Source organism: Agrobacterium sp. LY4, assembly GCF_001526585.1.
Lineage (GTDB): Bacteria > Pseudomonadota > Alphaproteobacteria > Rhizobiales > Rhizobiaceae > Agrobacterium > Agrobacterium leguminum.
The window spans coordinates 232,048-244,381 of record NZ_ASYA01000012.1 but is presented as its reverse complement, the minus strand read 5'-3'; the positions used below and the strand labels follow the sequence as shown (position 1 = coordinate 244,381).

Below are 12,334 nucleotides of genomic sequence, written 5' to 3'. Positions count from 1 at the left end.
GATCATCCGATTAGGGAGATCAGGCGGGCGTGCAGCCGAAGGTGTTGTTGAACGCCTTTTCGCCCTTTGCAGTGAAGGTCAGCACACGGCCGTTTCCGCGCCGCAGCCAGTCGCGCTGCTGCATCGCCTCAAGCAAAGATGCGCCAAGCCCGCCGCCGAGGTGATGGCGACGTTCGCTCCAGTCCAGGCAATGCAGGCAGATCGGGCGTCGGGCTTTTTCGAGCGGCGAAAGGTCGATGCCGAAGCTTGAGAAGAAATCACGGCCGCTCTCCGTGAGGGCAGGATCGTCGCCTGATGTCACGAGCCCTTTTGCGGTGATGGCGGCAAGCAGCGCCACGCCGCTCTCCCCGGCCAGATGATCGTAGCAGATGCGCGCTTCCCGCAGCGCCTTGTCCTTCGGTCCCGTGCGGACGCGGACTGCGCCCGTGCGCTGGGCAAGACCCATCAACGCTTCCAGAACATGCGCCACATCCTCGTCGGAAAGACGGAAATAGCGGTGACGCCCCTGTTTTTCCGCTTTCAGGAGTTGCGCCTCGGAGAGCTTCGACAGATGCCCGCTGGCGGTCTGCAGGGTCACGCCTGCGGCTTCGGCAAGCTCGCTTGCGGTCAGCGCGCGTCCGTCCATCAGCGCCGTCAGGATGTTGGCGCGGGCAGGGTCGCCGATCAGCGCGGCGACATTGGCAATCAGAGGTCCGTCTTTCATGCTTCGATGGTAGCCGAAGCATTGATGCAAAGCAATGGCGTAAAAGAGAAAGGCAAAACACGAGGAGACAAACGATGCTGACCTGTTTCATCCGCTACGAGATCGATCCTTTCAAGGTCGACTCCTTCGAACGATATGCCCGCACATGGGGTGAGGCGATACCGCGCTGCGGGGCCGATCTGATCGGTTATTATGCGCCGAAGGAGGGATCGAGCACCATTGCCTACGGTGTCTACAACATCGAAAATCTCGCCGCCTACGAAGCCTACAGGGCACGGCTCGCCGCCGATCCTGCGGGGCGGGAAAATTACGAATTCGCCCGCCGCGAACAGTTCATCCGCCGCGAGGACCGGCTTTTCCTGCGTCTCGCTTCCACTCCGCATGCCGGAGGTGGGCAATGATTGCCGTTATCTTCGAGGTCTGGCCGGCGGAAGGCGAGAAGCAGCATTATCTCGACATCGCGGCAGGCCTGCGGGCGGAACTGGAAACCATCGACGGCTTCCTATCCGTCGAGCGGTTTCAAAGCATCGGCAATCCGGACAAGATGCTGTCTCTGTCCTTTTTCCGGGATGAGGAGGCGGTGAGGGCGTGGCGCAACACCATGCCGCATCGCGCCGCGCAGTCGCTGGGCCGGTCCGGTGTTTTTTCCGATTATCGGCTGCGTATCGCGCAGGTGATCCGCGACTATGGCCTGGAGGACAGGGAGGAAGCGCCAGCCGACAGCCGGAAAGCCCATCCGGCAGAGGGAAATGGCTTGGGCTGACATTTCCAGCATCAGTTTTTCTGCATGCCGCTGCAAGGCTTTCTGGTTCGAACTCGTCTTTGAAACCCGTTATAGATGGGCCAATGTGGTGCGGGGCACCCTTAGGATTGGACAAGGAGAAAAGCGATGTCGGCAGAAAAAGTAGCGATTGTAACGGCAGGCGGCAGCGGCATGGGGGCCGCCGTGGCGAAACGTCTGGCCGCGGATGGCTACAAGCTCGCAATCCTGTCTTCTTCCGGCAAGGGAGAGGCGCTGGCGCAGGAGCTGGGCGGCATCGGCGTCACCGGCTCCAACCAGTCGAATGACGATCTCCAGCGGCTCACGGATCTGACACTCGAAAAATTCGGCCGCATTGACGTGCTGGTCAACAGCGCCGGCCATGGCCCGCGCGCCTCCATTCTCGATATCACCGACGAGCAATGGCACACCGGCCTCGATGTCTATCTGATGAACGTCATCCGCCCGACACGAATCGTTGCCCCCGTCATGGTGAAACAGAAGGCGGGCGCCATCGTCAACATCTCGACCGCCTGGGCTTTCGAACCGAGCAGCATGTTCCCGACATCCGCCGTGTTCCGTGCTGGCCTTGCCTCCTACACCAAGATTTTCGCCGATACCTATGCGGCCGACAATGTGCGCATGAACAATGTTCTGCCCGGCTGGATCGACAGCCTGCCGACGACGGAGGAACGCCGCGAGAGCGTGCCGATGCAGCGTTACGGCAAGAGCGAGGAAATCGCCGCCACCGTGGCATTCCTTGCCTCTGCGGGGGCCGGGTATATTACCGGTCAGAATATCCGCGTTGATGGTGGGCTGACGCGGTCTGTTTGACGGGTTGGCCTTTCCCACTCTTCATCCCTGTGACAAGCACAGGAATGAGGAAATGTCAGCGGCTCAAAAAACACCCGCTCTTTGCATCGACAAAAGAAAACGCCCGCAACATCGTTGCGGGCGTCTTTTATTCAGGATGTGGCTTCTCTCAGAAGAAGCCCTTGCGCTGCCACCAGCCGCCCTTGCGGGGCTTCGGCTCGTCGCCATCGGCGGGCGTGGAGGAACCGGAAGAGGTGACCACCGGCTCCGAGCTCGAGACATTGCTGCCCCGGTTCGCGCGGACCTTTTCTTCCGTGGCCGGGGTTTCCGCTTCCGAAGCCAGATCGGCCGAAGCCTCACCCGCTTCTTCAATCGCGACGTCCACGACGGTTTCCTCGACGATCACCGGCTCCACCGTTTCAACGGCCTCGGCCTTCGGCGCTTCCTCGGTTTCAGTCTTGGCCTTTGCCTTGCGGGTGCGGCGCGGCTTTTTCGGCACGTCCTCTTCCGCGACCTCGGCAACCGCACCTTCCACCACCTCGGCGGCGGTCGGCTCTTCGGTTACGGGTGCTTCGGCGGAAGCCTCTTCGCTTTCACCCTCGGCTTCCGAGCCGGCGGCATCGAGAGCCTCGTCTTCCGCACGGTTGCGACGTCCGCCGCGCTTGCCGCGACGGCGGCGCTTGCGCTTGCCATCCTCTTCGGATGTTACCGCTTCCGCTGCACCGTTTTCGGTTTCTGCATCGGCTTCATCGGTTTCGACGCCATCGTCGTCACCTTCGACATCATCGCCTTCCGCATCGCCGGACTGGGCGTCGAGCGCGCCGTTCTGCTCGCCCTGACCGCCCTTGCCGCGACGGCGGCGGCGGCGCTTGCGCTTGCGCTTGCCTTCTTCGCCATTGTCGCCCTGCTGCTGCTGTCGTGGCTCGGAGGTCTGCGCCTTGACGATTTCTTCCTCGTCTTCGTCCTCTTCCACCTCGGCGACGAAATCGTCTTCCTCTTCCACGAAGTTCGGCAGCATCTGGATGAGGCTTTCGATCTTCACCGGATTTTCGACGGCTTCACCGCGATCGATGGCGAAATGCTGCGCACCGACGCCGGAATCGGCGGCGATGATGATCGACACGCCGAAGCGGCCTTCATAATCGACGATCGTGCCGCGCTTGTGGTTGAGCAGGTAGAGCGCCGTTTCCGGCGTGCTGCGCACCGTGATGTTATGCGTGGTGTTACGCAGCAGATATTCCTCGATGCCGCGCAGCACATGCAGCGCGATGGAGGATTCCGAGCGAACATGGCCCGTGCCGCCGCAATGCTGGCAGACTTGCGTGGTCGATTCCAGCACCGAAGCGCGGATGCGCTGGCGCGACATTTCCAGGAGGCCGAAATGCGAGATACGGCCGACCTGAATGCGGGCGCGGTCGTTCTTCAGGCAATCCTTGAGCTTCTTCTCGACAGCGCGGTTGTTGCGCTTTTCTTCCATGTCGATGAAGTCGATGACGACAAGGCCGGCAAGGTCGCGCAGGCGCAATTGCCGCGCAACTTCTTCCGCTGCCTCGAGGTTCGTCGTCAGCGCGGTTTCCTCGATGGAGTGCTCGCGGGTCGAACGGCCCGAGTTGACGTCGATGGAAACCAGCGCTTCCGTCTGGTTGATGATGAGATAACCGCCCGACTTCAGCGTCACCTGCGGCTGCAGCATCCGGTCGAGCTGGGCTTCGATACCGGAGCGCGAGAAGATCGGGTGAATATCGCGGTAAGGCTGAACCACCTTGGCGTGGCTCGGCATCAGCATCTTCATGAAGTCTTTCGCTTCACGGTAGCCGTCTTCGCCCGAAACGATGATCTCGCCGATATCCTTGTTGTAGAGATCGCGGATCGAACGCTTGATCAGCGAGCCTTCCTCGTAAACGAGGCAGGGGGCCGTGGAATTCAGCGTCAGCGTGCGGACATTTTCCCACAGGCGCATCAGATATTCGAAGTCGCGCTTGATTTCGACGCGGGTGCGGTTGGCGCCGGCGGTGCGCAGGATGACGCCCATGCCCTGCGGCACTTCCAGATCGCGCGCGATTTCCTTCAGACGCTTGCGGTCGGCCGGTTGGGTAATCTTGCGGGAAATACCGCCGCCACGCGCCGTATTCGGCATCAGAACGGAATAACGGCCGGCGAGAGACAGGTAAGTGGTCAGCGCCGCGCCCTTGTTGCCGCGCTCTTCCTTGGCCACCTGCACCAGAAGGATCTGGCGGCGCTTGATGACTTCCTGAATGCGATACTGCTTGCGCGGCTTGCGGGCGACGCGGTCCGGAACCTCTTCCATGGCGTCTTCAGCGCCGACGGATTCGATCACTTCCTTTTCGTGGTGATCGTCATCGTCGTCGTCATCATCGTCATTGCCGCGGCGAAGACCCTCGACTTCCTCGGAAATCGTGTCGGTATCGACCATGGCGGCCATTTCGCCGCCGACGCTGCCGTCGTCTTCGGAAGACGCTTCGGCGGCCTCGGCTGCTGCGGCTTCTTCTTCCGCCGTCTTCTTCTTGGCGCGGGGGCGACGGGTGCGCTTCTTCGGCTTTTCTTCCTCGGCGGGCGCTTCTTCGGCTACGGCCTCGACGGCCGCTTCCCCTGAAACCTCTTCCGCGACGGTCGCGGTTTCTTCCGTAATAACGGTTTCAATGGTTTCGCTGGCGGAAACAATGCCGACATCCGGCTGATCCACCTGCGAAAGGTCGATCATGGGCGCGCCGGGCTCGGGTGCATCAGCGGATTCGAAATCGTCGCTGCGGCGATGATCCTCGGCTTCCGCTTTCAGGAGGGCCTGACGGTCGGCAAGCGGAATCTGGTAATAGTCCGGATGGATTTCCGCAAAAGCGAGAAAGCCGTGGCGGTTTCCACCGTAATCGACGAAGGCCGCCTGAAGCGAGGGTTCAACCCGCGTGACCTTGGCAAGGTAGATATTGCCGCGGATCTGTTTCTTGTGCTCCGATTCGAAATCGAATTCTTCGATCCGGTTCCCACGGACAACGACTACGCGTGTCTCCTCTTCGTGGGAGGCGTCGATAAGCATTTTGTCTGCCATGTAAGCTGTGCTCCTCGGCGCAGCCTTGTTTTATACGAGAACAGGCCCGCCACACGGACGAGCCTTTCATATGAGTGCAAGGATGTGCCGGAAATGAAGTCTCCTGCCGGGCGTCTGTAAACTGGCAGCATCCGGACCGACGGCGAGGCGCTTGGCCTGCTCCTGGTATCCGGTTCATGTGAAAACTGCTGCGACATCATTGGCCAGGCGGAACGACAATAATATATAGACCCCTTGGGATCCGATGAATTTGCTCTCCTCAGAGCGGCGGTGGCAGCGCCACCGGGTAGGTCTCCGGCCACGGCCGGAATTGATCGAGTTTCAGGATAAATGTAACGACGGCAGATGATTGCCCGATTTGCAGCGCCAGCGTCTTTTTCGATTGGCAGCCGGCGGGCATCTATCCCGTCAACACTTTTAACCCTCATCCGTGTTGTATGTTTTCTCTGTCATAATAGCAATAGGCTGGCTAAATATGCCATATTATTGGTGGAATTTCCGGGTTAACAATTGGTTCACCAAGGCCTGCGATTGTGGGGCGCAAACGCGCAAACTATCGTACGGCGTGGTCGAAACGGCACTGTTGCCGGCGTTTTTCCTCGCCGTTTATCGAAAATGACTGAAATACGGAATTTCTTGAAGACCATGAATTTCACGCGCAACGCAGCGATATTCGGTGGGAGAGGGCGGCTTGGCGCGCGAATCGCGCGGCTTGCGGCGGCTCTGGCATTTTCCGTCGTCGCCTCTGTTTCCGCCGCGCCGGCAGCCCATGCCGTGGAACCGCTCGTCGTCCATCAGGCGCGGATCATCGGCGATGAGGCGCGCACGCGCATCGTTCTCGACTTCGCCGAAGAGCCGGAATTCGACGTGCACTATCTCGATTCGCCCGCCCGCATCGTTGTGGACTTTCCGGCGGTGAATTTCAGCTTTCCCGCATCCGACCTGAAGCCGACCGGTCTTTTTTCGGATATCCGTTTCGGCAGCATGGGGCAAAACAGCGCCCGCATCGTGCTGACGGCGAAAAAGCCGGTTCAGGTGGCGGTTGCCGAAACCAAAAAGACCGATAATGGCCAATCTTTCCATTTCGTGCTCGATACGGAAATCACCACCAAGGGCAAGTTCGCGGAACTGGTGAAGGATCAGCAGTGGCAGGCGCCGGCCCCGGTGACGACTGCCGCGATCACGCCGGATGACAAGACGTCGCGGCCAGCGGAATTCGTCATCGCGGTCGATGCCGGCCACGGTGGCATCGATGCCGGCGCCACCGGCGGCACCACCGGCACCGAGGAAAAGGTTATCACGCTGACTTTCGCCAAGGAACTTGCCGAGCGGCTGAACCGCGAACCCGGCATCAAGGCTTTCCTGACGCGCGATTCCGATACCTTTCTCGCCTTGTCGGAACGGGTGACCATCGCCCGCCAGAATAATGCCAACCTCTTTATCTCTCTTCATGCGGATACGTTGAAGCAAAAGGGCATCCGGGGCGCGACCGTCTATACTTTGTCGGACCGGGCATCGGACCGGCAGGCGCAGGAACTGGCGGAGCGCGAAAACAAGTCCGATCAGATCGCGGGTGTCGCTGCCTCCAGCGAGCCGCCGGAAGTGGCCGATATTCTTCTCGATTTCACCCGTCGTGAAACGCAGGCCTTTTCGGTAACGCTGGCTGAAAACATCGTCTCCTCCTTTGAGGGGCAGGTTGGGCTCATCAACAATCCGCACCGTTACGCCGGTTTCATGGTGCTGCGCGCCCATGATGTGCCGTCGGTGCTGCTGGAGCTCGGTTTCCTCTCCAATCCGGAAGACGAAAAGCTGCTTCTCGATGGGGAATGGCGCAAGAAGGTGGCCGATACGCTGGCAACCGCCGTTGGGCGATACCGCGCCAAGGCCATGGCAAATGGCGGCTAAGAGGGTAGCCGGCGGAGCGGCAATGCTGTTGCCGAGCTGCCATTGACCGCCGAAAAGCTGTTCAATTCTTGGGTCTTGCGGACGATTACGAAGACGAAGCCCTATTTTACTCACATTCGCCGCGTTACTCGGAAAGCGGATTCGGTGGCGATCCGCAAAGCGCCCGCAGCGCGATTGCGGGCCTGCCGCCCGGTAACATATCAGCGAATGCTGCCGTATCCGGCTTGTCATCGAAGGTATGGTGTGCAAAACGGCACGCGATATGCAAGGATGCGCCCGTAAATCGTCGGGCGTTGATGGTTACGATTCGAATTATCGGTAGCTTGGTATGATCAGACTGATTGGATATTTTTTCGGCTTGGCCAGCGTGCTCTTCCTGTGCGCCGCTGCCGCCGGTGCGATTTATTTGCACGGCGTGACGAAGGACCTGCCGGATTACGCAGTTTTGAGCACCTATGAGCCGCCGGTGACGACCCGCGTGCATGCCGGCAACGGCGCGCTGATGGCGGAATACGCCCATGAAAAGCGCCTGTTCCTGCCGATCCAGGCCATACCCGACCGTGTGAAGGCTGCCTTCCTTTCGGCGGAAGACAAGAATTTCTACAACCATCCGGGTGTGGATGTCTTCGGCCTCGGACGCGCCATTCTCGTCAATATCCAGAATCTCGGCTCCGGCCGCCGTCCGGTCGGCGCGTCCACCATCACCCAGCAGGTGGCGAAGAACTTTCTGCTCACCAACGACCAGACTATCGACCGCAAGCTCAAGGAAGCCATTCTGTCCTTCCGCATCGAGCAGACCTATTCCAAGGACAAGATTCTCGAACTTTATCTCAACGAGATTTTCTTCGGTCTGAACTCCTACGGCATTGCCGGCGCGGCGCTCACCTATTTCAACAAATCGGTGACGGAACTGACGATTGCGGAAACCGCCTATCTCGCATCGCTGCCGAAGGGTCCGGCCAATTACCATCCGATCCGCCGCGAAAAGGCGGCTCTTGAGCGTCGTGACTGGGTGATCGACCGCATGGCCGAAAACGGCTACATCACGGTCGCCGACGCCACGGACGCCAAAAAGCAGCCGCTTGGCGTCAATCTGCGTCGCGGCGGCGCGCATATCTTCGCGTCCGATTATTTCGCCGAAGAAGTTCGCCGCCAGATCGTCGAGAAATACGGCGAGGAAGCGCTTCTCGAAGGCGGGCTCTCGGTCCGCACCTCTTTCGATCCGCAGATCCAGATGGAGGCACGCAAGGCGCTTCAGGACGGTCTGGTGCAATATGATGAGCGTCGCGGTTTCCGCGGACCCGTCGAAAAGATCGAGACTGCGGGTGACTGGACGGCGGCGCTCGCCAAGGTAAAGGGCCTGCGCGACGTTCCGGAATGGAAAGTCGCTGTGGTGCTTGCCGTCGCTGCCGATGGCGTCGATATCGGCGTACAGCCGGACACGGAAACGGAAGATGGCGACAAGCGCACGCGCGGCCATATCTCCGCTGAAAACATGCGCTGGGCTTTCCGCGATGCGACCGGCAAGAAGGCGACCGCCAAGTCGCCGGTTGGCGTCCTCTCGGCCGGTGACGTCGTTTATGCGCAGCCGCTTGCCAATTCAGGTAACGAATATCGCTTGCGCCAGCCGCCGAAAGTGCAGGGCGGTATGGTGGTGATGGACCCGCATACCGGCCGTGTTCTGGCCATGGTCGGCGGTTTCTCCTATGCGCAGTCGGAATTCAACCGCTCGACGCAGGCGATGCGCCAGCCGGGCTCCTCCTTCAAGCCGTTCATCTACGCTGCGGCGCTCGATAACGGCTATACGCCGGCGTCGGTCATTCTCGATGCGCCGATTGAGGTGGTTTCTGGCAATCAGGTCTGGAAGCCGCAGAATTACGGCGGCGGTTCCGCCGGCCCGTCGACCCTGCGTCTCGGTATCGAGAAATCCCGTAACCTCATGACGGTGCGTCTGGCGCAGGACATGGGCATGAATCTGGTTGCGGAATATGCCGAACGCTTCGGCATCTACGACAAGATGCCGCCGCTTCTGTCCATGTCGCTCGGTTCGGGTGAAACGACCGTGATGCGTATGGTCTCGGCCTATTCGGTCATCGCCAATGGCGGCAAGCAGATCAAGCCGACACTGATCGACCGCATTCAGGACCGCTACGGCAAGACGATCTTCCGGCATGAGGAGCGCGCCTGCGAAGGCTGCAACGCGACAAGCTGGCAGAACCAGGATGAGCCTGTCATCGTCGACAATCGCGAACAGGTTCTCGACCCGATGACCGCCTATCAGACGACCTCGATGCTGGAAGGCGTCGTGCAGCGCGGCACGGCGGCGGGCAAGATCAAGGTCGATCTGCCGGTTGCCGGCAAGACGGGCACGACCAACGATGAAAAGGACGCCTGGTTCGTCGGTTATACACCGGACATGGTCGCCGGCCTCTATATCGGCTTCGATTCGCCCGCACCGCTTGGTCGCGGCGGCACGGGTGGCTCGCTGTCCGCGCCTATATTCGGCGAGTTCATCTCCGATGCGGCCAAGCACATGGAGCCGAGCAAGTTCATCGTACCGAGCGGCATGAACTTCGTCGCCGTCAACCGCAAGACCGGCATGGCGGCGGTCGAGGGCGAGCCCGACACCATCATGGAAGCCTTCAAGCCCGGCACGGGTCCTGCTTCCACCTTCTCCGTCATCGGCGATGACGGATATATGTCGCAGGAAGACATTCTGAAGACCTCGCCGCAGGCGCAGCAGGCCATCACCGGCGGTGGCGGCGGTCTTTATTGATATCACTCCTGACGTTTGGCGGGGGCGCGGGTCTTTACATCCGCGCCCCCCGCATTTATTTGAGCAACGAGTTTCAATGAAGGTGAAGAACCAGCGAAATGCGCAATGAAATCGTGAACGTAGTCGACGAAATCAAGCAGGCCATAAGCCTGCTGAGGAGGCATCTTTGACTGGGACCAGGCGATAAGACGACTGGACTGGTTGAATAACAAGGCAGAGGACCCGACCCTCTGGAACGATGCATCTGAAGCCCAGAAGCTGATGCGCGAACGCCAGCAGCTGGATGACAGCATCAACGGCGTCAAGGCGCTCGAGCAGCAGCTCAAGGACAATATCGAGCTGATCGAACTCGGCGAGATGGAAGGCGATGACGAGATCGTCAAGGACGCCGAAGACGCATTGAAAGCGTTGAAGAGCGAGGCGAACCGCCGTCAGGTGGAAGCCATGCTGTCAGGCGAAGCCGATACCAACGATACCTATCTCGAAGTGCATTCCGGCGCCGGCGGCACCGAAAGCCAGGACTGGGCGAACATGCTTCTGCGCATGTATACCCGCTGGGCCGACCGCGAAGGTTTCAAGGTCGAGGTGCTCGAAGTTCACGACGGCGAAGAAGCCGGCATCAAGTCCGCGACGATCCTCGTCAAGGGCCACAATGCCTTCGGCTGGCTGAAGACGGAATCGGGCGTGCATCGCCTCGTTCGTATTTCGCCCTATGACAGCAATGCGCGTCGCCACACATCGTTCTCTTCCGTCTGGGTTTACCCGGTGGTCGACGATTCGATCCAGATCGACATCAACGAGAGCGATTGCCGCATCGATACCTATCGTTCGTCCGGCGCAGGCGGCCAGCACGTCAACACCACCGACTCGGCCGTGCGTATCACGCATATTCCGACCGGTATTGCCGTTGCCTGCCAGCAGGAGCGTTCCCAGCACAAGAACCGCGCCAAGGCGTGGGACATGCTGCGCGCCCGCCTCTACGAGGTGGAGCTGCAGAAGCGGGAAGAGGCGGCAAACGCCCAGGCCGCATCCAAGACCGATATCGGCTGGGGCCACCAGATCCGTTCCTACGTTCTGCAGCCTTACCAGCTGGTCAAGGATCTGCGCACCGGCGTGGAAAGCACCGCACCCGGCAACGTGCTGGACGGCGATCTGAACGAGTTCATGGAAGCGGCCCTCGCGCATCGCATCAGCGGCGGCGCGGATGTGGAAGTCGCGGATATCGACTGACGCGCCAAGTGCGTCGATTGAAAAGATTACCCCTCGCAAACCCATTGCGAGGGGTTTTTCGTTGGAGGACAAGCATGAAACAGGCGCTCTATATCGTCGACGTCCAGCCAAGCTTCAATCCGCCGGCTGCGCTGGTGGCGGAAATATCCGCTCTCGCCCTGACGATGCACAGCATTGCCACCGTCGAGCGCCATGATGAAAGCGTGACACCCTTTGAGCGGCAACTCGGCTGGAAACCTGGGAGGGACGACGAGTCGCTTGTTGCGGCAGATCGCATATTCATCAAACACGGCTATGCGCCACCCCGGGAGGTCATCGACCATCTTCTGTCGCTGAAACTCGACAGGGTGCTGGTCTGCGGCATTCAGGCCGATACCTGCGTGCTGGCCGCCGGTTTTGCCCTCTTCGATGCGGGGCTGCATCCCACGCTGTTGCCGTGGCTGACGGTGGGCTCCAGTCTCGACCGCAGTGGTGAACTCGGGGCGAGATTGTGGAAACATCATTTCGGTGCGGTTCTTGCCGGGGCGGAGGCACTGCAAGCGTAAACTTGCCCGGCCCGCGCATCGGGCCGATCAGTTGGACGCTTTCTCGATCTTCATCTCGCCCAGCTCGTCGATCAGGATCGTCCAGCTTTCCGCTTCCTTGGCTATCGGGTCCGTCTTCAGGTAGACGGTCACGAACAGGCCGGGCGAGGCAGGTGCGCCATTCGAGCTTTCGGGGCGAATATCCGTGACATAGGACTTCATCTGGTTGAATTCTTCCAGCTCGATATTTTCCAGGAGATTCGGCCCGTCGGCGGTAAAGACGATGCGTTGCAGGTAGATTTTCGCCGTGCCGTCGCCCTGGCGGATGGCGATAACCTTGTAATAGCCGCGCGTGGGCGAGGCAGGCGGTGGCCGCAACTGCCCGTCGGGACCTTTCACCGGCTCAAGATTGCGATCTTCCCACATGCCGCTGCTGACGACGAAGATCGCCGAAACCGGCAGCGCGTCAATCGCTTCCGTCTGCGCCCGCGCGGGAAGCGCGGCGGCGGCGAAAAGAAAGGCAGCGAGGATAGGTCTTGTCAGTTGCATGGCCATTGTC

General features: G+C 60.4%; 10 protein-coding genes. 7 read left to right on the top strand and 3 right to left on the bottom strand.

Annotation, left to right across the window (positions count from 1 at the left end):
* Window positions 1-19: 19 nt before the first annotated feature.
* Window positions 20-703 (bottom strand): helix-turn-helix transcriptional regulator, encoded by a 684-nt coding sequence (locus tag L904_RS12115; RefSeq protein WP_035259910.1) that lies wholly within the window; start codon window positions 701-703, stop codon window positions 20-22.
* 74 nt (window positions 704-777) lie between these two features.
* On the opposite strand from L904_RS12115, the gene L904_RS12110 reads away from it, so the two are divergent.
* The 3 genes from L904_RS12110 (at window position 778) to L904_RS12100 (ending at window position 2,297) form a co-directional block, all read left to right on the top strand.
* Entirely contained in the window at window positions 778-1,104 is a 327-nt protein-coding gene (locus L904_RS12110; RefSeq protein WP_035259913.1) for an NIPSNAP family protein, read from the top strand.
* Window positions 1,101-1,466: an antibiotic biosynthesis monooxygenase gene (locus tag L904_RS12105; RefSeq protein ID WP_035259916.1), complete on the top strand. Its 366-nt coding sequence runs from the start codon at window positions 1,101-1,103 to the stop codon at window positions 1,464-1,466. Before L904_RS12110 ends, L904_RS12105 begins: the two co-directional genes overlap by 4 nt.
* Window positions 1,467-1,592: 126 nt before the next feature.
* Window positions 1,593-2,297, top strand: coding sequence for an SDR family oxidoreductase (locus L904_RS12100; protein WP_035259919.1), 705 nt, complete (start codon window positions 1,593-1,595; stop codon window positions 2,295-2,297).
* A gap of 148 nt (window positions 2,298-2,445) precedes the next feature.
* Here the strand turns inward: L904_RS12100 and L904_RS12095 are convergent, their stop codons facing one another.
* Entirely contained in the window at window positions 2,446-5,340 is a 2,895-nt protein-coding gene (locus tag L904_RS12095) for a ribonuclease E/G (protein ID WP_059762562.1), read from the bottom strand.
* Between the two features lie 645 nt (window positions 5,341-5,985).
* On the opposite strand from L904_RS12095, the gene L904_RS12090 reads away from it, so the two are divergent.
* The 4 genes from L904_RS12090 (at window position 5,986) to L904_RS12075 (ending at window position 11,796) form a co-directional block, all read left to right on the top strand.
* Window positions 5,986-7,245 carry an N-acetylmuramoyl-L-alanine amidase gene (locus L904_RS12090; protein WP_003521444.1) on the top strand — a complete coding sequence of 420 codons (1,260 nt, stop codon included), beginning with the start codon at window positions 5,986-5,988 and terminating at the stop codon, window positions 7,243-7,245.
* A 328-nt stretch (window positions 7,246-7,573) separates the two neighbouring features.
* On the top strand, window positions 7,574-10,021 hold the full coding sequence (locus L904_RS12085; RefSeq protein WP_035260697.1) for a penicillin-binding protein 1A: 2,448 nt from the start codon (window positions 7,574-7,576) through the stop codon (window positions 10,019-10,021).
* Between the two features lie 98 nt (window positions 10,022-10,119).
* Window positions 10,120-11,251 (top strand): peptide chain release factor 2 gene (prfB, locus tag L904_RS12080; RefSeq protein WP_196248048.1). Its coding sequence is split into 2 segments (ribosomal slippage): window positions 10,120-10,188 and window positions 10,190-11,251, totalling 1,131 coding nucleotides; the frame shifts between segments, so codons are not numbered across the junction.
* Window positions 11,252-11,325: 74 nt separating this feature from the next.
* Window positions 11,326-11,796, top strand: a complete 471-nt coding sequence (locus L904_RS12075) for a cysteine hydrolase family protein (protein ID WP_020810262.1) — start codon at window positions 11,326-11,328, stop codon at window positions 11,794-11,796.
* 27 nt (window positions 11,797-11,823) lie between these two features.
* Here L904_RS12075 and L904_RS12070 read toward each other — a convergent pair whose 3' ends face one another.
* The gene (locus L904_RS12070; protein WP_031233881.1) at window positions 11,824-12,324 is read right to left on the bottom strand and encodes a hypothetical protein; all 501 of its coding nucleotides are present in this window, start codon (window positions 12,322-12,324) and stop codon (window positions 11,824-11,826) included.
* Window positions 12,325-12,334 lie beyond the last annotated feature (10 nt).

Coding starts and splice junctions, on each gene's coding strand:
- L904_RS12115 (WP_035259910.1), bottom strand. CDS start 703: ATGAAAGACGGACCTCTGATTGCCAATGTCGCCGCGCTGATCGGCGAC.
- L904_RS12110 (WP_035259913.1), top strand. CDS start 778: ATGCTGACCTGTTTCATCCGCTACGAGATCGATCCTTTCAAGGTCGAC.
- L904_RS12105 (WP_035259916.1), top strand. CDS start 1,101: ATGATTGCCGTTATCTTCGAGGTCTGGCCGGCGGAAGGCGAGAAGCAG.
- L904_RS12100 (WP_035259919.1), top strand. CDS start 1,593: ATGTCGGCAGAAAAAGTAGCGATTGTAACGGCAGGCGGCAGCGGCATG.
- L904_RS12095 (WP_059762562.1), bottom strand. CDS start 5,340: ATGGCAGACAAAATGCTTATCGACGCCTCCCACGAAGAGGAGACACGC.
- L904_RS12090 (WP_003521444.1), top strand. CDS start 5,986: ATGAATTTCACGCGCAACGCAGCGATATTCGGTGGGAGAGGGCGGCTT.
- L904_RS12085 (WP_035260697.1), top strand. CDS start 7,574: ATGATCAGACTGATTGGATATTTTTTCGGCTTGGCCAGCGTGCTCTTC.
- L904_RS12075 (WP_020810262.1), top strand. CDS start 11,326: ATGAAACAGGCGCTCTATATCGTCGACGTCCAGCCAAGCTTCAATCCG.
- L904_RS12070 (WP_031233881.1), bottom strand. CDS start 12,324: ATGCAACTGACAAGACCTATCCTCGCTGCCTTTCTTTTCGCCGCCGCC.